The sequence below is a fragment of the Flavobacterium piscisymbiosum genome (assembly GCF_020905295.1).
Taxonomy (GTDB): domain Bacteria; phylum Bacteroidota; class Bacteroidia; order Flavobacteriales; family Flavobacteriaceae; genus Flavobacterium; species Flavobacterium piscisymbiosum.
The window spans coordinates 1,286,696-1,310,896 of sequence record NZ_JAJJMM010000001.1 but is presented as its reverse complement, the minus strand read 5'-3'; the positions used below and the strand labels follow the sequence as shown (position 1 = coordinate 1,310,896).

Here is a 24,201-nt window from a genome sequence, read left to right as displayed (position 1 = left end):
TATATTTTGCAACCAATTATAAAAATAGAATCCCTTTCGAAAAAGTACAAAGATGCAGACCAGTATTCTTTGAACAACGTTTCGCTGGATATCAACGAAGGACAGATTTTTGGATTATTGGGCCCGAATGGCGCCGGAAAAACCACTTTAATCTCCATGCTTTGCGGATTGATCAAACCAACCTCAGGACATTTCACGATTGATGGGCTGAATTACACAAATCATTCTTCAAAAATCAAAAAAATTATTGGAGTTGTTCCGCAAGAATATGCTTTATACCCCACTTTGACCGCGAGAGAAAATCTACATTATTTTGGAAGTATGTACGGTTTAAAAGGCGCTTACTTAAAAGACAAAGTAGTTGAAACTTTGGATCTTTTGGGTTTACTAAAATTCGCCGACAAACGTATCGAAACTTTTTCGGGCGGAATGAAAAGAAGAGTCAATTTGATTGCCGGCATTCTGCACAATCCTAAAGTGTTGTTTCTGGACGAACCAACCGTTGGTGTTGATGTTCAGTCTAAAAATGCGATTATAGATTATTTGAAGGTTTTAAACCAAAACGGGACTACGATTATATATACGTCGCATCATTTGGCTGAAGCCGAAGATTTTTGTACCAATATTGCCATTCTGGACCGAGGCAGAATTTATGCGCAGGGAACGCCGTCAAGTTTAATTGATGCTACAACTGAAGCGCGAAATCTCGAAGAAGTTTTTATTTCATTAACCGGTAAAGATTTTAGAGATGGTCAATAAAATTTGGATGTCGGTCGTAAAAGAATTTTTGCTGCTTAAACGCGATTTAGGCGGATTGATTATTTTGTTTATCATGCCGTTGGTTTTGGTAATCACGGTAACTTTAATACAAGACAGTACTTTTAAAACCATTAGCGATAATAAAATTCCGATTTTATTGGTCGATAAAGACAATGGTTCTGTGTCTAAAACTGTTTTTGACAATCTTGAAAAAAGCAATTTGTTTAGCGTTGTCACGCAAATCGACAACAAACCCATTACTGAAGAAGTTGCTAAAGAAGCTGTTTACAAAGGAAAATTTCAGTTGGCAATCGTGATTCCGAAAGATTTAAGCGTTGATTTACAAGCCAAAATCGATCAGAATGTTCAGAACATCATCAGTAAAATGGGCTTAACAGAAACCGATAGTACCGCACAGACTGAAAAACCTAAAGTAATCAAGGAAAAAGAAGTGAAATTGTATTTTGATCCTGCGGTTCAGATGAGTTTCAAAAATGCCGTAATGAGTTCGATTGACAAGATGATTTCTCAAATCGAAAGCAAATCAATTTATACCACTTTCGAAAACCAATTAGGAGAAGGAACTACCGAATTTGAGCAAAAAAGTTTCATTACTTTCAAAGAAATAATTCCAAAAATAAACAACAAAGAAGTCCGTCCCAACTCGGTACAACACAATGTTCCGGCCTGGACACTTTTTGCGATATTTTTTATCGTGATTCCGTTGTCTATTAATATTGTAAAAGAAAAATCGCAAGGAACATTCGTTCGGTTATTGACCAATCCGGTTTCTAATTTAGTCGTGATTATTGGTAAAACCATTACTTATTCAGCCATTTGTATGATTCAGTTTTATATGATGGTTGCCGTGGCAGTGTTTTTATTTCCGCATATTGGTTTGCCTTCCTTAAACATCGAAGGGCATTTATTTTTAATGAGTGTCGTGGCTTTATTTTCCGGTTTTGCCGCCATAGGTTTCGGTATTTTATTAGGAACCGTAGCCAACACACAAGAACAATCGGCTCCTTTTGGCGCAACAAGTGTACTTATTCTCGCTGCAGTTGGTGGTGTTTGGGTGCCTGTTTTTGCCATGCCAACGATCATGCAATATATCGCAAAATCGTCACCCATGAACTGGGGATTAGAAGCTTTCTATGATGTATTATTGCGCAACGTTTCTTTCCTCGAAATCATCCCAAAAATAAGTTTGTTATTTTTGTTCTTTATTATCACAACATCCATTGCCTTATTTTATGACAAAAAGAAAAGAACAGTATAACGAAGCCACTGAACTAACCGTTGCTCACGAAATCAGAATTCGTTTTAACGAAACTGATCCGCTTGGAATCGTTTGGCACGGAAACTATATCACCTATTTTGAAGATGGACGAGAAGCGTTTGGCCGCCAACACGGGCTTACTTATTTAGACATTGGTAACACAGGTTATACAACCCCAATCGTAAAATCGAAATGCGAACACAAATTGTCGCTGCGTTATGGCGATGTCGTAACCATAGAAACAACGGTTGTTGATACACCAGCCGCCAAAATGATTTACCGTTTTAGAATAATCGATGCAAAAGGCGAAGTTGCCTGTACCGGAGAAACCGTTCAGGTTTTTCTAGATGGCGACGGAAATTTAATGTTGACGAATCCTCCTTTCTACGAAGAATGGAAACGAAAAGTGGGGTTATTAAAATAAAAGACAAACACGAATTACACTAATTTTCACGAATTAAAAAATTAATAAAATCCGCGTTAATCCGTTTAATCCGTACAATCTGTGGCTCATTTAGCAGCCAGAAAATAAGATAAAATGATAAGAGAAGTATATATCAACGAAACGAATTGTATCACGCCTTTAGGTTTTGATGTTGCATCAAACATCGAAGCGATTGTTCGCGGCGATTCCGGTATTCAATTGCATCAGGATATTGCTTTAATGCCAATTCCGTTTTATGCTTCGATTATTAGTAATGAAAAAATAAATAGTGCTTTTGAAAAAATCAGCACTGAAAATAAATATTCCCGATTAGAGAAAATGATGATTTTGGCTTTAGAACCAATTATCAAAAAATCAGGAATTGAATTAAATTCGAAAACTGCCTTTATACTTTCTACTACAAAAGGAAATGTTACAGCTTTAAAAAATGATTCGGAGGAAAGTTTCAATAGTGCACATTTAGATGTTTTAGCAAAAAAAGTTGCTGATTTCTTCGGATTCAAAACTCAGCCAATTGTCGTTTCTAATGCTTGCGTTTCCGGAATTTTAGCAGTTTCAGTTGCTAAAAGAATGATTCAGTCTAAGTTGTACGATAATGTTTTTGTTGTAGCCGGAGATGAAGTTTCAGAATTTGTTTTGTCCGGTTTTAATTCTTTTCAGGCGATGAGCGAATTACCTTGTAAACCGTATTCTAAAAACAGAACCGGCGTAAGTTTAGGCGAAGCAACGGCTGCTGTTTTAATTTCGGCGAATCCGGCAACCGCAAAAATAAAAGTGATTGGAGACAGTTCAATAAATGACGCCAACCATATTTCGGGTCCGTCAAGAACAGGTGAAGGTTTGTTCAGAAGTATTCAGAATGCTTTGAAAGAAGCCCAAATTGAAGTTGACAAAATCGACTATATTTCAGCTCACGGAACAGCAACTCCATTCAACGACGAAATGGAAGCCATTGCACTAAATCGTTTGGGTTTGCAAAACGTTCCTATAAATAGTTTAAAAGGATTTTACGGTCATACTTTAGGCGCTTCGGGATTATTAGAAACCGTAATTGGTATAGAATCAGTAAATCAAAATATGCTTTTTGAATCGAAAGGTTTTGATGAAATTGGGGTTAGTGAATCTATAAATGTTGTTGAGAAACATAAAGAAGCTACTATTGAGTATTTTTTGAAGACGGCTTCTGGATTTGGAGGTTGTAATACGGCTGTGATTTTAAAAAGATGAAATGAAATGGAAAATCAAACTAATTGGACACCGTTCCCAGACGATAATTTACTTGGCTTAACAGATAAAGATCAAATCAATGAGTTTGAAGCGTCCGGAATTGCAAAAGCCGAGCTTTACACTTTTGAATTAGAAACTGATGTTGAGATTTCAACATCTCTTGTATTGGAAATTCATAAAATTGCATTTGAACAACTTTACGATTGGGCTGGAAAATGGAGAATCACAGAAGTTTCTGTTGGACAACTAATCCCTCCAAAACCTGTAATGATTCTACAAGCAATGTACCAATTTTTGGATAATCTAAATTTTAAGATTTCAATTTCTAAAAGTATCGATGATCACATTGAGTGCTTAGTTTATGCTCATTATGAATTTATAAAAATTCATCCTTTTAATAATGGTAATGGTAGAACGGGAAGGATTTTAATGAATCTTATTGCTTTAAAATTTGGATATCAACCTTTAGAATTATACTATAGAGAAGGAGAAAGTAGGAAATTTTATATCAATGCAATGAAGGCCGCTGACAATGGAGATTATAAATTAATAACCCAATTAATTAGTGAAGAACTGGTTTCCTTTTAATTCTTTTTCTTTTAAAATGGCATCGACAATTTTAACAACTTTACTCTTCGAAACCTGTTGGTCTTCTAAAGACATTGTAGAAAATACAGTATCCGTAAGTACTTTTGACAAAAAGCTTTTCTGTTTTAACTGTGGATATTTTTCGTAGAATTTCATAACTTGACAAAGTTACAAAAAATAATGACTCAAAAAACTCACATACAATCCTACATCACCATCCAAAACAACGAAATTGTTTTGAACGGAACTTCTGTATTCAAAATTGAACCAACAGATTTTGGTGATTTTTCTAAACAAGCATACCGCAATTTTGACATTCAATATCCGAAGTTTTTTAAAATGGATGCTTTGAGCAAACTGGCTTTTTTAGGATCTGAATTGCTTTTGAGTCCGATCACTTCTACTGAACAAGAAAACAATATCGCTTTGGTTTTGGCCAATAAATCATCAAGTTTAGATACAGATGTTAAGTATCAGGAATCTATTTCGGATAAAGAAAACTACTTTCCGAGTCCGGCGGTTTTTGTTTATACGCTGCCCAATATTTGTTTAGGCGAAATAAGTATCCGTCATCAGCTTAAAAGTGAGAATTCTTTCTTTATATTTGATGCTTTCAATACTGAATTTCTGTTTAACTATTCAGGGATTCTGTTAAACACAAGTAAAGCTGATACAGTTCTGTGTGGCTGGGTAGAATTTTTTAATGACAGTTATAAAGCGTTTCTTTGCACGATTAGCAAAGAAGAAAACGAAAAATATAAAAACGAAAATATCAATACATTATATAATAAATAATCATGGAAGCATTAAAAGAAGAATTAAAAAATAAAATCATTACTACTCTTAACCTTGAGGATATCGCAATCGAAGATATTGCTGATAATGATCCTTTGTTTGGAGACGGTTTAGGTTTGGACTCGATTGATGCGCTTGAATTGATCGTGATTTTAGATAAAGATTACGGAATTAAATTAGTAGACCCAAAAGAAGGAAAAACCATTTTTCAGTCGATCGAAACTATGGCAGCTTATATTAGCGCGAACAGAACAAAATAATTTTAGATTTTAGACTTCAGATTTTAGATTCCAATAGGAAACCTAAAATCTAACATGTTTTAAAATCCGTCAACTTTGTCAAAGTTCTAAGAATCTAAAATCATAAATCTAAAATTAGATGAAAGGTGTTGCAATAACCGGAATGGGAATTATCTCTTCGATTGGAAATTCAGTCGGGGAAAATTATATTTCACTGATCGAAAATAAAATTGGCATTTCTGGTATCACAAATATTTCGACAGTTCATGCGGATGTTATTAAAGTGGGCGAAATCAAAAAAACCAATGAAGAGTTGATTGCTGAATTGGGATTAGACAGCGATAATAACTTTTCAAGAACGGCAATGATTGGTACTTTGGCAGCAAAACAAGCTGTTGAAAATGCCGGAATTACTTCGATAAACGAATTTAGAACCGGACTTATTTCGGCTACAAGTGTGGGCGGAATGGACATGACTGAAAGACATTATTACGATTATTTCAAACATCCTGAACTAGTTAAATACATTGCTTGTCATGATGGCGGCGATGTTGCAGAGAAAATTGCCGAAGAACTAGGTTTAAAAGGCATCGTTACCACTATTAGTACCGCCTGTTCGTCTGCTGCAAACGCAATTATGTTAGGCGCAAGATTGATAAAAACCGGAAAATTAGATCGCGTAATTGTAGGCGGAGCCGATGGTTTGGCAAAATTTACTATTAACGGATTTAAGACTTTGATGATTTTATCAGACGATTTCAACAAACCTTTCGACAACGAACGAAAAGGATTAAACCTTGGTGAAGCAGCTGCTTATTTGGTTTTAGAATCAGATGAAGTTGTAGCGAAACAAAACAAAAAAGTTCTGGCAAGAGTTTCAGGCTACGGAAATGCAAACGACGCTTTTCATCAAACTGCTTCTTCAGAAAATGGAGATGGTGCTTATTTGGCGATGAAAAAAGCTTTTGAAGTTTCAGGTTTAAAACCTTCTGAAATTGATTATATCAACGTACACGGAACAGCAACTCCCAACAACGATTTGTCTGAAGGAAGAGCTATAAAGAGAATTTATCAGGACGAAAAAGTTCCGGATTTTAGTTCTACAAAACCTTTTACCGGACATACTTTGGCGGCAGCCGCTGCGATTGAAGCGGTTTACAGTGTTTTGGCGATTCAGAATAATGTGGTGTATCCAAATTTGAATTTCGAAAATCAGATGGAAGAATTTGATTTAACGCCACAGACTACTTTAAAAAATAAAACTATCGAACACGTTTTATCCAACTCTTTTGGGTTTGGAGGAAATTGTTCCACTCTTATATTTTCAAAAAGCTAATGAAAAAAACATATATAAATGGAGTAGGCTGTATTTCGACTCAAAAAACATTTGATACTGTTTTTTTAGAAGAAGCTATTGTCAATCATGACGAAAATGTACTGGCAATCGTTCCGCCGGCGTACAAAGAATACATTTCGCCTGCCGCCAGCAGACGAATGGCAAAAGGTGTGAAAAACGGAATCGTAGCTTCGGCCCTGGCGATGAAAGATGCCAATGTCGAAAAAGTTGATGCCATCATTACCGGAACCGGTTTAGGATGCATCGAAGATTCTGAGAAATTCCTGAAAAGTATTCTGGATAATAACGAAGAATTTTTAACACCAACTTCTTTTATTCAATCGACTCATAATACTGTTGGTGCGCAAATCGCTTTGTTGCAGCAATGTAAAGGTTATAATTTTACATATGTAAATGGCGCTGTTTCTTTTGAGTCGGCACTTTTAGATGCTAAAATGCAAATTGAAGAAGAGGAAGCACAATCTATTTTAGTGGGCGGAGTCGATGAAAATGGCGAATATACAACCGCACTTTTTAAGTTATCAGGACGTATAAAACCAGACAATCAACAACCTTATAATCTTTTAGATTCTGATACCAGCGGAGCAGTTTATGGCGAAGGTGCCAGTTTTTTTGTTTTAGAAAATGAAAGAAAAGAAACTACCTATGCTGAAGTTCTGGATATTGCAATTGTAAATACGCTGGAAGAAAACGAAATTGAAGCCGAAATTAAATCTTTCCTGAAATCAAATAATTTAGAGATTTCAGACATTGATGCTTTAGTTTTAGGTTTTGACGGAAATGTAGATTTCGAAAATTATTATAGAAATCTTACCGAAAATGCTTTCGCAGAAACGCCTGTTTTATATTACAAACATTTGTGCGGTGAATACGACACAGCTTCGGCTTTTGCTTTTTGGATGGCAGCAAAAATTATTAAAACGCAGGAAATTCCTGAAATCATAAAAGTAAATTCGGTTGAAAAACCAGTTTACAATACCATTTTATTGTACAATCAATTAAACGGAAAAAACCACAGTTTTACGTTAATCACAAAATGATAACGCACAAAAACATATCACTATTTTTTGTCTTTTTATTGCTTTTATTATTTCTTCTGAATTTTTATACGGCAATAAATATATGGTGGTTTGTTGTGGTTATTTTAATTTGGCTGGGAATAAATGCTATTGGTTCTGCCCGAATTTCATCTAATTATCACGTAAAAGCGTTCTGCAATAATCCTTTAGAAACAGAGAAAAAAATCGCCATTACGTTTGATGACGGACCAGGTATTTTTACTTTACAAGTCTTAGAACTTTTGAAAAAATACGATGCAAAAGCGACTTTCTTTTGCATCGGAAAAAATATCGAAGCACATCCTGAAATTCTCAAACAAATTATTGCTGACGGACATTTGGTTGGGAATCATTCCTACTCTCATTCTAAATTTTTTGATTTTTATAATGCCGCAACAATAACAGAAGAAATCCAAAAAACAGATCAACTTCTGGAACAATTTACTTCCAAAAAAATAAACTTCTTTCGTCCGCCTTACGGAGTTACAACGCCTTCGATTAGAAGGGCTTTGCAACAAACCGGACATAAAGTAATTGGCTGGAACATTCGTTCGCTTGACGGCGGAACAAAAAATAAGGAATTGATTTTCAATCGCATTATAAAACGTGTTTCTCCCGGCGGAATTGTACTTTTGCACGACACGGCATCACACTCGGTTTTAGTATTGGAACAGTTTTTGCAATTTTTAAAGCAAAACAATTATAAAGTGATTTCGACTGAAGAACTTTTGAATCTTAAAGCTTATAATATGGAACGCGGATAAGGCAGATTCGCTAAAGCGAAAACGCTGATGAAAACGGATTTTATTCAATTTAATAATAATCAGTGTTAATCATTTATCCCGATAGCTATCGGGAGTGGCAAAAAATTTTAAGCACAATTTTTACAAAATATGAAAACTAAAATAGCACTACTAATTCTATTTATTTCAGGCAATTTGTTTGCTCAGGAACAAAAAATGAGCGACGCTGAAATCGCCACTTTTAAGCAGGATGTAAATGTAGTTTCGAAAAAAATAAAAACGTTAAGTACTGATTTCGTGCAATACAAACATTTGGATTTTTTATCGAAAGACATTGAAACTTCGGGTAAAATGATTTTTAAAGAACCTAGTCTTTTGCAATGGCAATACAAAAAGCCGTACAATTACAGTATTGTTTTTAAAAACGGAAAAATCCTAATCAACGACGAAGGAAAGAAAAGTGCAGTTGATATTGGCAACAGCAAAATCTTTGGCCGCATCAATAAATTAATCGTGGGCAGCGTAAGCGGAAATATGTTTGACGATAAAGAATTTATGATTTCGTACTTTAAATTAAAAGGTCAGAATCTGGCGAAATTTGTTCCGAAAGATGCTACGCTGAAAAAATACATCAAACAAATCGAACTGACTTTTGATAAAGAAGAAGCAACCGTAGTTCAGGTAAAATTATTAGAATCATCTGAAGATTATACCCGAATTGTACTTAAAAATAAAGTGATAAATGCAAAAATCGACGATTCAGTTTTTACTAATTAATTGCTTTCTGGCCATTGTTTTAGTTTCGTGTGGCTCGGTCACCAAAAATTATACGCCTAAAAAATTAGACAAAACGTCTTACGAAGTTCCCTATTTTTCAGATTCAAAAACCGATTATGTTTATAAAACAAATATCACGGTTTACGGAAATGAGATCAGCGGAATTTTCATCGCCAAGAAAATAAATGACACGGTTCATCGTATCGTTTTCACAACCGAATTTGGTAACAAATTATTAGATTTCGAAATCTCTGATAACAGTTTCAAAGTCAACTCGATTGTTTCAGAATTAGATCGAAAAATTCTCATTAATACTTTAAAAGAAGATTTTAGATTATTGCTAAAAAAAGAATATCTGATTCAGGAACAATTTGAAAATGAATCGGATGATATTTATAAATCGAAAGATGGAAAACGCGACAATTATCTTTTTATATCAAAAAAAAATCATCGATTAGAGAAAGTCGTTCATTCGTCTCAAACAAAAGAAAAATTTACGCTGACATTTACTTCAGAAAACAATATTTTTGCCGAAAAGATTCAGATTATTCATCAGAATATTAAATTGAAAATTGAACTGAATTATTTTAAATCAGAATAAAAATTTAAACTATTCATAAACTTTAAATCAAATCAAAATGAAAAAATTAGCCGTAATTGCTTTTATTTTATTTATCGGAATTCAATCTCCTCAAGCACAAGTAAAAGTTAGTCCGGGACTTAGAGGCGGTTTAAATTTATCAACATTAACTAATATTGATGATAATAGCTCTAAAGCAGACTTTTATGTTGGTGGGTTACTGAACATTAAATTTAATAAATATTTTTCGTTACAGCCTGAGATAACGTATTCAAGACAAGGCGATGAAGGAAGAGAATATTTTGGAAACGGTTATAATTATCGTTCTGTAAATTACGAATTAAACTACTTAACACTTGGTGCGGTTGCAAAATTTAACATTGGCGGTAAAGGTTTTCACATTTTAGGAGGTCCGTCTTTAGATTTAAAAATTTCTGATAATTATATCAACAGCAATCCCGAAGGTTTTGACTTTGCCATTGTTGGAGGTGTTGGATATACATTGCCAAACGGATTAACATTTGAAGCAAGATTAAAACAAGGTTTAGTTGATATTTATGGCTACGACGGAGTTGAGTATGACGATAATGGTTATCGCTATAATGATCTTATCCTGAATCAGGTTTTTCAGATTGGTATTAGTTATACTTTTAAAGTAAAATAAATGTACACAAAGAAATTAGCGCTTGTCGTATTCTTTTTTTGGGCAGTCATAAACACACAAGCTCAGGTAACTTTTAAGCCTGGTTTAAGAGCTGGATTGTCTCTTTCTACCATATCAGAAATGCATGCTAACTACAGACCTGATTTTTATGTTGGCGGTTTTGGAGAAATAAATTTCACGAAACGTTATGCATTACAGCCGGAAATAAATTACATCAGACAAGGTTCTAATAATGTTGCCCGTAATTTTATTGATCAGGATACGCAAACAGAAAGAACTGTTTATCAGGATTTACAAATGAGTTATTTGTCGATTGGCCTGCTTAACAAATTAAAATTTAATCAGTTTGAGATACAATTTGGACCTGCCTTAGATGTTCTTTTAAGCGACAATTTAGCTTTTAGAAAAACATATAATGATCTTTCGTTTGTTACAGGTGTAGCTTATAAGATGCCATCTGGTCTTGGTTTTGAATTTCGATTTAAAAAAGGTCTTTTGGATGTTTTAGACAGCGATTACTATCATAACAATTCTAATAGCCATTATTTATTTGGTGATTATAATACTAATGTCAATTTTCAAATAGGGATTTCTTACTCTTTTGAAACGAAATAAAAAAATACAAATATGGTTTTAAAAGACTTTTATAAAGTGCTTTCGGAGGAAAAAACAGGAGATGCTAAATTTAATATTCGTATATTAGTTAATGCCAATCATGAGGTTTTTAAAGGTCATTTTCCAGGAAACCCAATTATGCCGGGCGTTTGCATGATTCAGATAATTAAAGAACTTACAGAATCGATTACCAAAAGTACTTTGATGATTCAGACGCTTACGAATGTAAAATTTATGGCATTGATCAATCCGGAAACGAATCCGGAATTGCGTTTAGAACTTGATATAACTACCACAGAGGATGATTTGGTAAAGGTGAAAAACACCACATATTTTAATGATACAGTTGCTTTAAAATTAAGCAATGCGTATAAAAAACTATAATTATGAAATTACTATTGTCAATACTCTTATGGATAAATTTTGCAGGAAATCCAGATTTAGCATCGATTCGAAAGGTATATCCTGATGTTGCAAAATCAGAAGCAAACGCTAAGGAATTTACAGAAAAACTTTCCGGAATTTCGAACAGCGATGAGAAAATTTTAGTGGCTTACAAAGCGGCTTCAATTTTGGTAGATTCTAAATTTGAAAACTTAATAGGAAGCAAAATTTCCCGTTTTAAAGAAGGTGCAAAACTTCTTGAAGCTACTTTAAAAAGTGATCCCAACAACATCGAAATCAGAATGATTCGATTGAGTATTCAGGAAGATGTTCCTGGAATTACAGGTTATAAAAAGAACATCAAAGAAGATAAAAAGTTCATTACTGATCATTATGCAGAGCAAACAGGCGCTTTGAAAGAATACCTAAAAAACTTTGTTTTGCAATCGAAAAGTTTCTCTGAAAAAGAGAAGCAATTTGTAAAGTAGGTCAAGAAAAAAATCCCAAATGCAACCAACTTTTTCTCAGCAGGAATTACTTAATTCGACCAATTTTTGTGTTATTGTGCCCACGTACAATAATCATAAAACGTTGAAAAAAGTGCTGGATTCTATTTTAGATTTTACTTCGAATATTATCATCGTCAATGACGGTTCTACAGATACAACAAACGAAATTTTAAAACAATATTCGGAGCTTACTCAAATTCATCATCCTCGAAATATAGGAAAAGGAAGAGCGCTCCGAAATGGTTTTAGAAAAGCAATCGAAATGCATTTCGAATATGCCATCACGATCGATTCTGATGGACAGCATTTTGCATCAGATATTCCCAATTTTATTGCAGCCATTCAAAAAGAACCCAATGCTCTTTTGATTGGAAGCCGCAATATGACACAGGAAAATGTGCCAAAGAAAAGTAGTTTTGGTAATAAATTTTCGAATTTCTGGTTCAAGTTCGAAACCGGAATTGCTCTTGAAGACACACAATCCGGATTTAGATTATATCCCTTAAAGCTCATTCCGAAACAATTTTATACCAATAAATTTGAGTTCGAAATTGAAGTCATTGTTCGATCTGCCTGGAAAGGAATCGTGGTAAAAAACATCCCGATTCAGATTTTATATGATCCTGCAGAACGTGTTTCGCATTTTCGACCTTTCAAAGATTTTACCCGAATTAGTATCCTGAATACCGTTTTGGTTCTCAACGCGTTGTTGTACATCAAACCGAGAGATTTTTTTAGAAGAGCAAAAAAAAAAGGTTTTAAAAAATTCTTTCTCGAAGATATCTTAGAAAGTTCTGATTCTAATTTCAAAAAATCAGCGGCAATTGCTTTGGGTATTTTTATTGGAATTTCTCCTTTTTGGGGATTTCAAACCGTTTTGCTTTTTACTTTCGCGGCTTTGTTCAGGCTCAATAAAGTCATAGCTTATCTGGCCTCGAATGTAAGTTTTCCGCCGTTTATTCCTTTTGTTATTTACGGTTCTCTAAAAATGGGAAGTTACTTTGTTTCTAATGATGCGCCTCTAATTTTAGACAGTTCGGTTACGCTCGATGATATTCAAAAAAATGCTACCCAATATATCGTGGGAAGTCTTATTTTAGCATCCGTTTTGGCACTGACTTTTGGCTTAATAAGTTATTTACTTTTAACCGCTTTTAGTTCTAACAATAATAAAAAAATTACGTAAAAGTTTGCCACAGATTAAAAGATTAAACTGATTTTAAATCCCGAGTCAGTTCGCCACGAATTTCACAAATTTTCACGAATTAATTTGTGCTAATTTGTGAAATTTGTGGCTAAAAAAAAATCATTTTAATCCTTTATCCCGATAGCTATCGGGAGTGGCAACAAAAATTAAAAAATAACCATGCATCAATACTTCTACGCCATTCACTTATTTGTAAACCGACGAAAAAAATTATCGGTGGTATTGGCTATTTTGATGCTTTTGGCATTTGGATTTTTTGCTTCCCGAATTAAATTTGAAGAAGACATTACCAAACTGATCCCAACAAACGATAAGGCAGATGTTACGGCAAAAGTGTTGAAACAACTCAACTTTGCTGACAAAATAACCGTTATTTTCAAATTGGATAAAAACGGAACGGAAGAAGATTTAAAAGAAATGGCTACTATTTTTTCAGACAGTGTTGCCAAATCCTGTAAACCTTACGTTACCGGAATTCAGGGAAAAATTGACGAAGAAAACATTCAGGAAACTATAGATTTTGTCCACAATAATCTGCCGCTTTTTCTGGAGAATAAAGATTATGTGGCGATTCAGAACAAACTTCAAAAAGACAGCATTGCGGCGACTGTTCAGGGAAATTACAAATCGATAATTTCTCCATCCGGATTTGTGACCAAAGATTTTATTCTGCAAGATCCGTTGGGCATTTCGTTTATCGCACTAAAAAAATTACAGCAATTAAATATTGGTGACGATTTTACACTCAACAATGGTTTTGTGATGACCAAAGACAAAAAGAAATTGTTGCTTTTTATTACCTCAAATCTTCCGTCGAGCGAAACGGAAAAGAATACGATTTTTGCGAATAAACTAAAATCGATTCAGGATAATTTAAATACAAAATTCAAAGGCAAAACCTCGATAAGTTATTTTGGTTCGGCTTTGATTGCGGTTGCCAATGCCAATCAAATCAAAAGCGATATCATCTTAACAACAACAATCGCGATGATTACGCTGATGTTGATCTTGATTTTGTTTTATCGAAAAGTGTTGATTCCATTGATCATTTTTCTTCCAACCGTTTTTGGTGCTTTGTTTGCCGTTGCCTTTTTATATTTTGTGAAAGAGCAAATCTCCGCCATTTCTCTCGGAATTGGATCTATTTTATTAGGAATCACAATCGATTATTCGATACATATTCTAACGCATTACAAACATAACAGCGATGTAAAAACGTTATACAAAGACATTACAATGCCCGTAATTATGAGCAGCTCTACAACTGCTGTTGCATTTTTATGTTTGCTTTTTGTAAAGTCAGATGCGCTGAATGACCTCGGAATTTTCGCCGCCGTAATTGTTATGGTAACGGGTATTTTCTCTCTTTTGATTGTTCCGCATTTATATAAACCGAAAGAAAACAATTTCGAACATAAGAAAAATGTCATCGATAAACTCGCACATTTCTCTTTTCATAACAATAAATATCTGATTGGATTTTGTGTTCTAATTACCATTATTTGCTGTTTTACTTATAATAATGTGGGCTTCAATAACGATTTATCACAATTGAATTTTGTTCCGAAGGAAATCAAAGCAGCCGAAAAAGATCTGGAAGAAAGCACGAGCTTAACCTCCAAAACCATTTATGTGGCTTCGTACGGAAAAAGTATGGAGGAAGTTTTACAAAACAACTCTCAGCTTTTTGCTGATCTATCAAAAGAAAAGCAAACCAACAAAATATTAAATTTCAGTTCCGTTGGCGGCATTATGCTTTCGCAAAAGGAGCAGCAACAGAAAATCGAAAAATGGAATTCGTTTTGGGATACCAACAAAAAACAACTTTTAGAATCTGAATTGATTGCCGAAGGTTCAAAACTAGGTTTTAAACCAACCACTTATTCTGCTTTTTTTGATCATTTAGATTTTAATTTCAAACCTATTTCAGCTTCAGAATATCTGAAAATTCAGGCTTTGCAATTGAAAGAATTTGTAACCGAAAAAAATGGATTTTTCACGATTTCTACTTTGGTAAAAGTAACGCCGGAACAACGAGATGCTTTTGTAAAATCGGCTTCCGCCAAAAATAATCTGATTGCAATTGATCGTCAGCAAATGAACGAAACGTTTTTCAGTACCTTAAAAACCGACTTTAATTCGTTGGTTAATTATTCGTTTGTTGCTGTAATACTGATTTTGTTTTTCTTTTTCCGCAGAGTCGAATTGGTAATCGTAAGCTGTATTCCAATTGCTTTAACAGGAATTGTAACGGCCGGAATTATGGGCATCTTTGGCATCCAAATGAACATCTTTAGTATGATTGTTTGTACGCTGATTTTTGGGCACGGTGTCGATTTTAGTATTTTCATGACAAGCGCACTTCAAAAAGAATATACCAACGGAAAAAATGAAATTGCGATTTACAGAACTTCAATAATCCTGGCGGTTATCACGACTATTTTAGGAATTGGCGCCATGATTTTTGCACGTCATCCGGCGTTGCGCTCTATCTCATCGGTTTCTTTAATTGGGGTTTTTGCCGCACTGATTATTACGTTCATCTTCTACCCGATTCTTTTTAAACTCTTTATATCCAATCGTGCGAAAAAAGGAAATCCTCCTTTTGTATTACGCACTTTTATACACGGTATTATTTCGTTTACCTACTACGGACTTGGCGGTATTTTGATGTCTCTTTTCAGCATCACCATTATGCCAATTCTTCCGATTAAGGAAAAAACGAAGATGAAAGCATTTCGTTATTGCATTTCAAGATTCATGAATTCTGTTTTGTATTCAAATCCGTTTTTGCATAAAAAAGTCATTAATAAGTTTAATGAAAACTTCGAAAAACCAGCAATAATTATTGCCAATCACTCGTCGTTTATCGATATTCTGGCAATGGGAATGTTGAGTCCAAAAATTATATTTCTGGTAAACGACTGGGTTTACAATTCTCCTATTTTTGGCGGAACAGTTAGAAAAGCAGGTTTTTATCCGGTTTCTGAAGGTCTTGAAGGCGGCGTTGAACATTTGCGCCAAAAAGTAAACGAAGGATATTCGCTTATGATTTTCCCGGAAGGAACACGTTCTATAAGCAATCAGATCAACCGTTTTCATAAAGGTGCTTTTTATTTGGCAGAAGAATTTAATCTGGACATTATTCCGGTTTTAATTCATGGTGCTTCAGAAGCGATTCCAAAAGGCGATTTTGTCATTCATCATAGTCATGTTACGCTATCCATTTTAGAAAGAATTTCGCCTGATAATCTCTCTTTTGGGAAAAATTATGCCGAAAGAACGAAACTATTAAGTGCTTATTTTAAAGAACAATTTCATAAAGTGCGCCAGGAATTAGAAGGTCCTGATTATTTCAAAAAAATGGTCATTCACAGTTATGATTACAAAGAAATTGAAATCACCAACAGTGTCAAAAGCGATTTAAAACATAATTTAGAAACCTATTATCGTCTCAACAAGCACCTTTCGGCGAAAGCCAAAATATTGCACTTAGCCAATGATTACGGACAATTAGACGTTTTATTGACCTTGCAGGAACCACAGCGAAAGGTAATTTCTTTTATTGCTGATGAAGAAAAATTAGCGGTTGCCAAAACAAATTATTTCCTTAAAAAGAGAAAAATCTCTTATTTGGATCATCTCGAATTGTCTTTAGAAAATGAATTTGAAGCCGTTTTAATTTCTGATGAAAATTATAAAGAGGATCTGGAGAAAATCATTTCTACCACTTCTTGTGTTATTTTAATCAATAGTTCCCGTTTAAAAAACACTTTAATTAACTTTGGTTTTGAATCTGTTGCAGAAGAAAATTCTATAATCGTATTAAAGAAAAATTAGCATGAAAGAGCAATACGATGTAGTAATTGTAGGCAGCGGTTTAGGCGGATTGGTCTCGGCAATTATTTTGGCAAAAGAAGGATACAGCGTTTGTGTGCTTGAAAAAAACAATCAATACGGCGGAAATCTGCAAACTTTTGTGCGCGATAAAACTATTTTTGATACCGGAATTCATTACATAGGAGGTCTTGAAGAAGGACAAAATCTATACAAATATTTTAAGTATTTGGGAATCATGGATCATCTTAATCTGAAAAAATTAGATGAAAATGGTTTTGATATTATCTCTTTTGAAGACGATGAAAACGAATATCCGCATGCGCAGGGTTATGATAATTTTGCCAATCAGTTAGTGAAATTTTTCCCTGATGAAAAAACCAATATCGAAGAATATTGCAAAAAAATAAAAGCTATTTGTGAATGTTTTCCGCTCTATAATTTAGAATGGGAAGGCAAATACGACAACGAAATTTTAGGGCTTAACGCCAAAGAAACAATTGAGGGATGTACACAAAATGAAAAGCTAAAAGCCGTTTTATCGGGTTCTAATTTTTTGTATGCGGGTATTGCTGACAAATCTCCTTTTTACGTTCATGCGCTTTCTGTAAACTCCTATATTCAAAGTTCATGGCGATGTATCAATGGCGGAAGTCAAATCACGAAGCAACTTTTGAAACAACTTAAAAAATACGGTGGCGAATTTTATAAATACAAAGAAGTTACGAAATTTAATGTTGAAAACAACAAAGTTATTTTCGTAGAAATGAAAGACGGAACTCAGGTTTCAGGCTCTTATTTTATTTCGAACATTGAACCCAAAACTACTTTGAAACTAGCTGGCGAAGAAAACTTTAGAAAATCATTTTACAGCAGGGTTCAAAGTCTTGAAGGCGTTATTTCGGCTTTCAGTTTATACATTGTTTTTAAACCGGAAACCTTTAAATACATCAATCACAATCATTATCATTTTAAGAAAAGCAGTGAAGTCTGGACGGCTCATGATTATGATGAAAACTCCTGGCCAAAAGCTTTTATGGCTTCTATGAATGCCTCAAAAAAACAGGAAGAATGGGCCGAAGGAATGACGTTTATCACCTACATGAAATACGATGATGTCGCGCCCTGGATCGAAACTTTTAATACAACGGTTGATGAAAATGATCGCGGAGAAAGTTATGAAGAATTTAAATCCAGAAAAGCAGCTAAATTTTTGGAGGAAATCGAGATAAAATTCCCCGGTATCAGAGATTGTATTCGATCTGTTCACACTTCTACTCCACTTTCGTATCGGGATTATATAGGTGGTGACAACGGAAATATGTACGGATATGTTAAAGATTCGAATAATCCGATGAAAACCCTGATTCCGTCAAAAACCAAGCTGGATAATTTATATCTTACGGGTCAAAGTATTAATATGCATGGAGTTCTTGGCGTGACAATTGGCGCGGTTGTAACCTGCTCAGAAATTCTTGGAAAAGAATATTTAGTAACTAAAATTAATGAAGCATCTGAATAAAATGTAGGGATATGAAAGGCCGGATTAATTTATTTTTTTTCGTTGTTTTTTTGTTGATGTTGGCGTCTTGCGGAACATCAAAATCTATGCATCATCTTCCTGAAACTTCTCAATACAATGCTGCAAAACCAGTTGTAACCAAACAATCTGACAGTGTTTTTACATCAGGGAAAAATTCACTTTTAAAAAATAAACAAGGTCTTTGGGAATTATACGTTGAAGGCGATCCTCTCGAAATTGGTCTTAATACCGGAGCTTTATCTGATTCTCTTTTAAAAAATCAGGAACATATTTTTTTCTCTAAAATAAAGGATATTGTTCCTTCAAAATTTCAGCAGCGACTTCTTCGAAATTTTCTAAAATGGTACAACAGGAAATTATATACGAACGTTCCTGAAGAATATCAAACGGAGATTTTTGGCGTTTCGCAATATACCTCGCATGATTTTGACAACATTGCACCACAATATCAGCGCAGTTTGTATTTGCATGCCGCGCACGATATTGGTCACGCTTTGCAGGATTTAGCTTTGGTGGGCTGCTCCTCTTTTGCTGCCTGGGGCGAAAAATCTGAGGACGGAAATTTAATCCTTGGGCGTAATTTTGATTTTTATGTGAATGACGCTTTCGCGGAAAATAAAATCGTCGCGTTTATAAATCCGAAGGAAGGCAACAAATTTATGATGGTTACCTGGCCCGGAATGGTTGGTGCCGTTTCCGGAATGAATATCGAAGGTTTGACGGTTACAATAAATGCTTCGAAATCTAAAATTCCGTTGATTGCCAAAACGCCGATTTCGATCCTGACACGTGAAATTTTACAACACGCCAAAAACATTGACGAAGCGATTGCGATTGCCAAAAAAAGGGAAGTATTTGTTTCAGAATCTATTATGGTGGGAAGCTCAAATGACAACAAAGCGATTTTGATTGAAGTTTCACCCAAAAAAATGGACGTTTACGAAGTTCCAAATAGTGATCAGTTATTTTGCGCGAATCATTTTCAGGGAGAAGATTTAAAAAACGAAAAGCGAAATCAGTTGCAAATTGCCAACAGTCATTCTGAATATCGTTTTGAAAGAATTCAGGAACTTTTTGCGGAAAACCCAAAAATCAATCCTAAAATTGCTGCTGAAATTCTACGAAATAAAGATGGCTTAAAAAATATTCCTTTGGGTTATGGCAACGAAAAAGCGCTGAATCAACTGATGGCGCATCATGGTGTTATTTTCAAACCGAAAGAAAAACTGGTTTGGGTGTCGGCTAATCCGTATCAATTGGGAGAATTTGTTTGTTATAATCTGGATTCTGTTTTTAAAGAAAAAAAAATGAATTTGATCGTTTCTTCTTTTCAACAAAAAAACTTAGACATTCCAAAAGATCCATTTCTGGAAACCATTCAATATAAAAACTATCAGAAATTTAGAATTGAAGACGATAAAATAGATTTATATCTCAAAAATAAAGAAGTTATTAGTCCTGAATTTATTCAACAATATCAATCCCTAAACCCTGATTATTGGGTTGTGTATTACAAAGCAGGGTTGTACTTTTATCAAAAAAAAGAATACAAGCTTTCTCAGGCTCATTTTGAAAAAGCATTAACCAAAGAAATTACTACAGTTCCTGATAAAACAGCAATTGAAAAATATTTAAAAAAAATCAAAAGAAAATTACAATGATTCCATTAATAGAAAAAGATTCTTTAGAAGAAATTAAAAATTTTCAAGAGCAGAAATTAGCCGAGCTTTTACAATATATCAGTCAAAATTCTCCTTTTTACAAACGTCTTTTTGCAGGACAAAACATTGATATTTCGAAAATTAAAACACTGGAAGATTTACAATATTTGCCTGTTACAACAAAAGAAAATTTACAGGAATACAACGATGATTTTTTATGTGTTCCTCAAAATAAAATCATTGATTATGCATCGACTTCAGGGACTTTAGGAGATCCGGTAACTTTTGGTTTAACCGATTCTGATCTGGACCGATTGGCTTATAATGAAGCTATTTCGTTTGCCTGCGCCGGAATTGCAGAGGGCGATGTGGTACAATTAATGACTACAATCGACAGAAAATTCATGGCCGGACTGGCTTATTTTCTGGGATTAAGAAAACTAAAAGTAGGCGTTATTCGTGTTGGCGCGGGAATTCCGGAATTGCAATGGGATTCTATTTTAAAATATAAACCTTCTTATTTAATTACCGTTCCTTCGTTTTTATTAAAGTTAATTGAATATGCCGAAGCGCACGGAATTGACTATAATAATTCGAGCATAAAAGGGGCAATTTGCATTGGAGAATCGCTAAGAAATCAGGATTTTTCGATGAACATTTTATCCAATAAAATCACCGAAAAGTGGAATATTAAGTTATTCTCAACTTATGCTTCGACAGAAATGAGCACTGCTTTTACAGAATGTGAACATGGCGTTGGCGGTCATCATCATCCGGAATTGATTATCGTTGAAGTTCTCGACGAAAATAATATTCCTGTAAAAGACGGAGAAATTGGCGAATTGACTTTTACCACTTTAGGGATTGAAGCTATGCCTTTATTGCGTTTTAAAACCGGAGATATTGTGCAGTTACACAACAGTCCTTGCGCTTGTGGCAGAAATACGTTGCGTGTTGGACCTGTGGTTGGTCGTAAAAAACAAATGATCAAATACAAAGGCACAACGCTTTATCCGCCAGCGATGAACGATGTTTTGAGTGGTTTTGATAATATCGAAAATCATATTATCGAGATCTCGACCAACGATTTAGGAACAGATGAAATCCTGATAAAAATCGCTGCAAAAAATCAATCTGCTGAATTTTTACAGGAAATAAAAGATCACTTCAGAGCCAAACTGAGAGTAACCCCAAAAATAGAATTTGCCTCAAAAGAAACTTTAAATCCTTTGGTTTTTAACCCAATGAGTCGAAAACCAATTCGATTTTTTGATTACAGGAAAACTACCATATAATTTTTTTTCACCATATAAGTTATATAAGTACATATTAAAATTTGTGGTAATTATACGTTTTATTAAATGAACATATAAGTTCATATTGTGGCTATGTATTATATGATTTTATTAAACAAACTTATATGACTTATTTTTCATCATCATAAAGCTTTTATTAATCTCATTTTATTTAAATGAACTTATATAACTTATATGGTTTAATTTCAACCCTTTGAACCTCACTATGAATGTTTTGCTGTGAATTAAACTAAATGTTGTAATTTTGCACAAAATATTGAAGATGGTCAAGATTGGCAACATAGAATTACCCGAATTTCCTTTATTACTCGCACCGATGGAAGATGTTAGTGATCCGCCGTTTCGCAGATTATGCAAAACGCATGGCGCGGACATGATGTATTCTGAATTTATTTCGTCTGAAGGATTGATTCGTGATGCTATCAAAAGCAGAATGAAGCTGGATATTTTTGATTACGAACGTCCGGTTGGAATTCAGATTTTTGGTGGTGATGAAGAAGCAATGGCACTTTCGTCTAAAATTGTTTCTACGGTAAAACCTGATTTAGTGGATATTAATTTTGGATGTCCGGTAAAAAAAGTAGTTTGTAAAGGTGCAGGAGCCGGAGTTCTAAAAGATGTAGATTTGATGGTTCGTTTGACAAAAGCGGTTATCAGAAGTACTGATTTACCTGTAACGGTAAAAACACGTTTGGGCTGGGATGATAACTCGATCAACATTGATGAAGTTGCTGAAAGACTTCAGGATATTGGTGTTCAGGCTTTGACGATTCACGCCAGAACCCGCGCACAAATGTATAAAGGCCACGCCGATTGGTCACATATTGCACGTGTAAAAAATAACCCTAGAATTACAATGCCTATTTTTGGAAATGGCGATATCGACAGTCCTGAAAAAGCATTAAAATATAAAAACGAATACGGCATTGACGGGATCATGATTGGTCGTGCGGCAATTGGTTATCCGTGGATTTTTAACGAAATCAAGCATTACTTTAAAACGGGTGAGCACTTGCCTGCTCCAACTGTTGCGGATCGTGTAGAAGCCGCCAGAAACCATCTTATGTGGTCAATGGAATGGAAAGGTGAACGTTTAGGAATTGTTGAAATGCGTCGTCATTATACCAATTATTTTAAAGGAATTCATTCGTTTAAAGAATACAAACAAAAACTGGTTACAACTGATGAACCTGAAAATCTTTTTGCAATTATGAAAGAAATTGAACAGGTTTATGCGGGATATGAATTTGTTTAAAAACATATATAATATTTGTCAAATTTTAAAACTTTGGCAAAGATCTAAAATGCAAAAGACCTTCAAAAATTTGAAGGTCTTTTGCATTTATTTATCATCATAATGAAATCGACATTGCAGGATGATACATTTTTGATCAATGCCTTTTGTTCCTGAAACTTTATAAACTAATCGATGTTCGCCGTTAATTCGTCTTGACCAAAAACTTTTTAAATCATGACGTAAAGGTTCTGGCTTTCCAATACCTTTAAATGGATTTTCCCGTATTGACTTTATTAATTCTTTTATTTTTATCGCTGTGTCAGTGTCGTTTTCAATCCAATATTCAAATTCTTCCCAACCATTTTTAGTAAAACAAATATCCATACTACCAGTTACAATTCGTCTATATTATATGATATAAGTTTTCCTTTTTCTAATTGTTCAATAGATTCACTAAGCCTATTTCTATTTGCTTTAGTTGATAATAAATGTTGTGTTTCTAATATTGAATTGTATTCTTTCATAGAAATTATTACAACTGCATCTTCCTCTGTATTTCTTGGAACAACAATTATTTCTGATGATTCAGATACTTCATCAAAATAATTTTTTATATTTTTTCTTAATGTAGATATTGTTATTGCTTTCATTCTATTGGATTTATAGCGTACTTTATTTTGTACATTCAAAGGTACAAAAAATATTCTACAAAAAAGACCTTCAAAAATTTGAAGGTCTTTCGTTTTTATATAAGTTTTTTTTACTTTACAGCTTCTAAGATTTTTGAAGCAATTTCATTTTGCCCCTTTGCGCTAGTTATATAATCTCTGTTTTTTTCGTTTGTTAAATATCCTAATTCAAGTAATACAGATGGGCACTCTGAATTTTTCATGATATAAAAAGGAGCTTCTTTAACTTTCCCTTTTGTCAAACTTTCATTTGAAATATTACTTAATAATTTTTCTGCAGATTCTATTGACTCTTGTTTAAATTTTTCATTTTTACTCGAAACATAAGCATCCATTTGATCCCTTTTCCCATCATTTAAAGTAGAACTAACATGCAAAGAAATAACTAAATTCGGTTTTAGATTATTAATGATAGAAACTCTTTCGCTCAATTCCATAAAATGGTCACCTTCACGAAGCAAAACAATTTCTATATTCTCATTTTTATTTGACTCTTTAATTTTTTTGCTAATCGCTTCTACAATTGTCTTTTCGTCAAAATCATATATTTTTGCTCCTAAATCATGCCCTCCGTGGCCAGCATCAATTACGACAGTCTTCTTCGCTTCTACTGGTTTAAATGCAAAACATCCTATTAAAAAAACTGCGGCTCCTAAAAGCATCAAAACTTTAAACTTGGTTTTCATATTAAA

25 protein-coding genes are annotated in these 24,201 nt (G+C 34.0%); 22 read left to right on the top strand and 3 right to left on the bottom strand.

The features are described 5' to 3' along the window. Nucleotides 1-6 precede the first annotated feature (6 nt). From LNP81_RS05970 to dusB, 22 genes are all read left to right on the top strand, one after another. Nucleotides 7-759 (top strand): ABC transporter ATP-binding protein, encoded by a 753-nt coding sequence (locus tag LNP81_RS05970; protein ID WP_230034194.1) that lies wholly within the window; start codon nucleotides 7-9, stop codon nucleotides 757-759. Then, nucleotides 749-2,038 carry an ABC transporter permease gene (locus LNP81_RS05965; RefSeq protein ID WP_230034192.1) on the top strand — a complete coding sequence of 430 codons (1,290 nt, stop codon included), beginning with the start codon at nucleotides 749-751 and terminating at the stop codon, nucleotides 2,036-2,038. The genes LNP81_RS05970 and LNP81_RS05965 overlap by 11 nt, the downstream gene beginning before the upstream one ends. Next, complete coding sequence (locus LNP81_RS05960; protein ID WP_230034190.1) at nucleotides 2,013-2,462, top strand: acyl-CoA thioesterase; 450 nt, start codon at nucleotides 2,013-2,015, stop codon at nucleotides 2,460-2,462. Before LNP81_RS05965 ends, LNP81_RS05960 begins: the two co-directional genes overlap by 26 nt. Nucleotides 2,463-2,576: 114 nt before the next feature. Continuing rightward, entirely contained in the window at nucleotides 2,577-3,710 is a 1,134-nt protein-coding gene (locus tag LNP81_RS05955; RefSeq protein ID WP_230034188.1) for a beta-ketoacyl synthase N-terminal-like domain-containing protein, read from the top strand. A gap of 6 nt (nucleotides 3,711-3,716) precedes the next feature. After that, nucleotides 3,717-4,298 carry a Fic/DOC family protein gene (locus LNP81_RS05950; protein WP_230034186.1) on the top strand — a complete coding sequence of 194 codons (582 nt, stop codon included), beginning with the start codon at nucleotides 3,717-3,719 and terminating at the stop codon, nucleotides 4,296-4,298. Between the two features lie 180 nt (nucleotides 4,299-4,478). Further along, nucleotides 4,479-5,093: a 3-oxoacyl-ACP synthase gene (locus LNP81_RS05945; protein WP_230034184.1), complete on the top strand. Its 615-nt coding sequence runs from the start codon at nucleotides 4,479-4,481 to the stop codon at nucleotides 5,091-5,093. 2 nt (nucleotides 5,094-5,095) lie between these two features. Next, on the top strand, nucleotides 5,096-5,353 hold the full coding sequence (locus LNP81_RS05940; protein ID WP_017496902.1) for a phosphopantetheine-binding protein: 258 nt from the start codon (nucleotides 5,096-5,098) through the stop codon (nucleotides 5,351-5,353). Nucleotides 5,354-5,471: 118 nt separating this feature from the next. Beyond that, a complete protein-coding gene (locus tag LNP81_RS05935; RefSeq protein WP_230034182.1) occupies nucleotides 5,472-6,668 on the top strand; it encodes a beta-ketoacyl-[acyl-carrier-protein] synthase family protein in 1,197 nt (398 codons plus the stop codon). After that, a complete protein-coding gene (locus tag LNP81_RS05930; protein WP_230034180.1) occupies nucleotides 6,668-7,729 on the top strand; it encodes a beta-ketoacyl synthase N-terminal-like domain-containing protein in 1,062 nt (353 codons plus the stop codon). The genes LNP81_RS05935 and LNP81_RS05930 overlap by 1 nt, the downstream gene beginning before the upstream one ends. After that, a complete protein-coding gene (locus LNP81_RS05925; RefSeq protein WP_230034178.1) occupies nucleotides 7,726-8,511 on the top strand; it encodes a polysaccharide deacetylase family protein in 786 nt (261 codons plus the stop codon). The genes LNP81_RS05930 and LNP81_RS05925 overlap by 4 nt, the downstream gene beginning before the upstream one ends. Nucleotides 8,512-8,640: 129 nt before the next feature. Continuing rightward, nucleotides 8,641-9,267 carry a flexirubin biosynthesis/transport protein LolA2 gene (lolA2, locus tag LNP81_RS05920; protein ID WP_230034176.1) on the top strand — a complete coding sequence of 209 codons (627 nt, stop codon included), beginning with the start codon at nucleotides 8,641-8,643 and terminating at the stop codon, nucleotides 9,265-9,267. Then, on the top strand, nucleotides 9,233-9,868 hold the full coding sequence (gene lolB2 / locus LNP81_RS05915; protein WP_230034174.1) for a flexirubin biosynthesis protein LolB2: 636 nt from the start codon (nucleotides 9,233-9,235) through the stop codon (nucleotides 9,866-9,868). Before lolA2 ends, lolB2 begins: the two co-directional genes overlap by 35 nt. Nucleotides 9,869-9,905: 37 nt before the next feature. Next, nucleotides 9,906-10,511, top strand: a complete 606-nt coding sequence (locus LNP81_RS05910) for a porin family protein (RefSeq protein ID WP_230034172.1) — start codon at nucleotides 9,906-9,908, stop codon at nucleotides 10,509-10,511. Beyond that, nucleotides 10,512-11,126, top strand: a complete 615-nt coding sequence (locus tag LNP81_RS05905; protein ID WP_230034170.1) for an outer membrane beta-barrel protein — start codon at nucleotides 10,512-10,514, stop codon at nucleotides 11,124-11,126. A 12-nt stretch (nucleotides 11,127-11,138) separates the two neighbouring features. Further along, on the top strand, nucleotides 11,139-11,510 hold the full coding sequence (locus LNP81_RS05900) for an ApeI family dehydratase (RefSeq protein WP_194615057.1): 372 nt from the start codon (nucleotides 11,139-11,141) through the stop codon (nucleotides 11,508-11,510). 2 nt (nucleotides 11,511-11,512) lie between these two features. Then, nucleotides 11,513-11,998 carry a hypothetical protein gene (locus tag LNP81_RS05895; protein ID WP_230034168.1) on the top strand — a complete coding sequence of 162 codons (486 nt, stop codon included), beginning with the start codon at nucleotides 11,513-11,515 and terminating at the stop codon, nucleotides 11,996-11,998. Nucleotides 11,999-12,017: 19 nt separating this feature from the next. Beyond that, nucleotides 12,018-13,205 (top strand): DUF2062 domain-containing protein, encoded by a 1,188-nt coding sequence (locus LNP81_RS05890; RefSeq protein WP_230034166.1) that lies wholly within the window; start codon nucleotides 12,018-12,020, stop codon nucleotides 13,203-13,205. A 180-nt stretch (nucleotides 13,206-13,385) separates the two neighbouring features. After that, nucleotides 13,386-17,066, top strand: a complete 3,681-nt coding sequence (locus tag LNP81_RS05885; protein ID WP_230034164.1) for an MMPL family transporter — start codon at nucleotides 13,386-13,388, stop codon at nucleotides 17,064-17,066. A 1-nt stretch (nucleotide 17,067) separates the two neighbouring features. Continuing rightward, nucleotides 17,068-18,585, top strand: a complete 1,518-nt coding sequence (locus LNP81_RS05880) for a phytoene desaturase family protein (RefSeq protein WP_230034162.1) — start codon at nucleotides 17,068-17,070, stop codon at nucleotides 18,583-18,585. Between the two features lie 11 nt (nucleotides 18,586-18,596). Next, on the top strand, nucleotides 18,597-20,267 hold the full coding sequence (locus LNP81_RS05875; protein ID WP_230034161.1) for a C45 family autoproteolytic acyltransferase/hydrolase: 1,671 nt from the start codon (nucleotides 18,597-18,599) through the stop codon (nucleotides 20,265-20,267). Next, nucleotides 20,264-21,562 (top strand): flexirubin biosynthesis putative acyl-CoA ligase FlxY, encoded by a 1,299-nt coding sequence (gene flxY, locus LNP81_RS05870; RefSeq protein WP_230034160.1) that lies wholly within the window; start codon nucleotides 20,264-20,266, stop codon nucleotides 21,560-21,562. The genes LNP81_RS05875 and flxY overlap by 4 nt, the downstream gene beginning before the upstream one ends. Nucleotides 21,563-21,845: 283 nt before the next feature. Continuing rightward, complete coding sequence (gene dusB, locus LNP81_RS05865; RefSeq protein WP_078006580.1) at nucleotides 21,846-22,838, top strand: tRNA dihydrouridine synthase DusB; 993 nt, start codon at nucleotides 21,846-21,848, stop codon at nucleotides 22,836-22,838. An 87-nt stretch (nucleotides 22,839-22,925) separates the two neighbouring features. On the opposite strand, the gene LNP81_RS05860 is transcribed toward dusB, so the two are convergent. The 3 genes from LNP81_RS05860 to LNP81_RS05850 form a co-directional block, all read right to left on the bottom strand. Further along, nucleotides 22,926-23,204 carry a Txe/YoeB family addiction module toxin gene (locus LNP81_RS05860; protein WP_230034159.1) on the bottom strand — a complete coding sequence of 93 codons (279 nt, stop codon included), beginning with the start codon at nucleotides 23,202-23,204 and terminating at the stop codon, nucleotides 22,926-22,928. Nucleotides 23,205-23,212: 8 nt separating this feature from the next. Continuing rightward, nucleotides 23,213-23,470 (bottom strand): type II toxin-antitoxin system Phd/YefM family antitoxin, encoded by a 258-nt coding sequence (locus LNP81_RS05855; RefSeq protein ID WP_230034158.1) that lies wholly within the window; start codon nucleotides 23,468-23,470, stop codon nucleotides 23,213-23,215. 110 nt (nucleotides 23,471-23,580) lie between these two features. After that, nucleotides 23,581-24,195: an N-acetylmuramoyl-L-alanine amidase family protein gene (locus LNP81_RS05850; RefSeq protein ID WP_230034157.1), complete on the bottom strand. Its 615-nt coding sequence runs from the start codon at nucleotides 24,193-24,195 to the stop codon at nucleotides 23,581-23,583. Nucleotides 24,196-24,201 lie beyond the last annotated feature (6 nt).

Bases quoted from the DNA above. Each gene is read 5' to 3' on its own strand.
- LNP81_RS05940 (WP_017496902.1), top strand. From the start codon at position 5,096: ATGGAAGCATTAAAAGAAGAATTAAAAAATAAAATCATTACTACTCTT.
- LNP81_RS05850 (WP_230034157.1), bottom strand. From the start codon at position 24,195: ATGAAAACCAAGTTTAAAGTTTTGATGCTTTTAGGAGCCGCAGTTTTT.
- LNP81_RS05925 (WP_230034178.1), top strand. From the start codon at position 7,726: ATGATAACGCACAAAAACATATCACTATTTTTTGTCTTTTTATTGCTT.
- LNP81_RS05935 (WP_230034182.1), top strand. From the start codon at position 5,472: ATGAAAGGTGTTGCAATAACCGGAATGGGAATTATCTCTTCGATTGGA.
- LNP81_RS05855 (WP_230034158.1), bottom strand. From the start codon at position 23,470: ATGAAAGCAATAACAATATCTACATTAAGAAAAAATATAAAAAATTAT.
- LNP81_RS05930 (WP_230034180.1), top strand. From the start codon at position 6,668: ATGAAAAAAACATATATAAATGGAGTAGGCTGTATTTCGACTCAAAAA.
- LNP81_RS05955 (WP_230034188.1), top strand. From the start codon at position 2,577: ATGATAAGAGAAGTATATATCAACGAAACGAATTGTATCACGCCTTTA.
- LNP81_RS05895 (WP_230034168.1), top strand. From the start codon at position 11,513: ATGAAATTACTATTGTCAATACTCTTATGGATAAATTTTGCAGGAAAT.
- lolA2 (WP_230034176.1), top strand. From the start codon at position 8,641: ATGAAAACTAAAATAGCACTACTAATTCTATTTATTTCAGGCAATTTG.
- LNP81_RS05900 (WP_194615057.1), top strand. From the start codon at position 11,139: ATGGTTTTAAAAGACTTTTATAAAGTGCTTTCGGAGGAAAAAACAGGA.
- LNP81_RS05945 (WP_230034184.1), top strand. From the start codon at position 4,479: ATGACTCAAAAAACTCACATACAATCCTACATCACCATCCAAAACAAC.
- dusB (WP_078006580.1), top strand. From the start codon at position 21,846: ATGGTCAAGATTGGCAACATAGAATTACCCGAATTTCCTTTATTACTC.
- LNP81_RS05965 (WP_230034192.1), top strand. From the start codon at position 749: ATGGTCAATAAAATTTGGATGTCGGTCGTAAAAGAATTTTTGCTGCTT.
- LNP81_RS05905 (WP_230034170.1), top strand. From the start codon at position 10,512: ATGTACACAAAGAAATTAGCGCTTGTCGTATTCTTTTTTTGGGCAGTC.
- LNP81_RS05890 (WP_230034166.1), top strand. From the start codon at position 12,018: ATGCAACCAACTTTTTCTCAGCAGGAATTACTTAATTCGACCAATTTT.
- LNP81_RS05875 (WP_230034161.1), top strand. From the start codon at position 18,597: ATGAAAGGCCGGATTAATTTATTTTTTTTCGTTGTTTTTTTGTTGATG.
- LNP81_RS05885 (WP_230034164.1), top strand. From the start codon at position 13,386: ATGCATCAATACTTCTACGCCATTCACTTATTTGTAAACCGACGAAAA.
- LNP81_RS05950 (WP_230034186.1), top strand. From the start codon at position 3,717: ATGGAAAATCAAACTAATTGGACACCGTTCCCAGACGATAATTTACTT.
- flxY (WP_230034160.1), top strand. From the start codon at position 20,264: ATGATTCCATTAATAGAAAAAGATTCTTTAGAAGAAATTAAAAATTTT.
- LNP81_RS05880 (WP_230034162.1), top strand. From the start codon at position 17,068: ATGAAAGAGCAATACGATGTAGTAATTGTAGGCAGCGGTTTAGGCGGA.
- LNP81_RS05860 (WP_230034159.1), bottom strand. From the start codon at position 23,204: ATGGATATTTGTTTTACTAAAAATGGTTGGGAAGAATTTGAATATTGG.
- lolB2 (WP_230034174.1), top strand. From the start codon at position 9,233: ATGCAAAAATCGACGATTCAGTTTTTACTAATTAATTGCTTTCTGGCC.
- LNP81_RS05960 (WP_230034190.1), top strand. From the start codon at position 2,013: ATGACAAAAAGAAAAGAACAGTATAACGAAGCCACTGAACTAACCGTT.
- LNP81_RS05910 (WP_230034172.1), top strand. From the start codon at position 9,906: ATGAAAAAATTAGCCGTAATTGCTTTTATTTTATTTATCGGAATTCAA.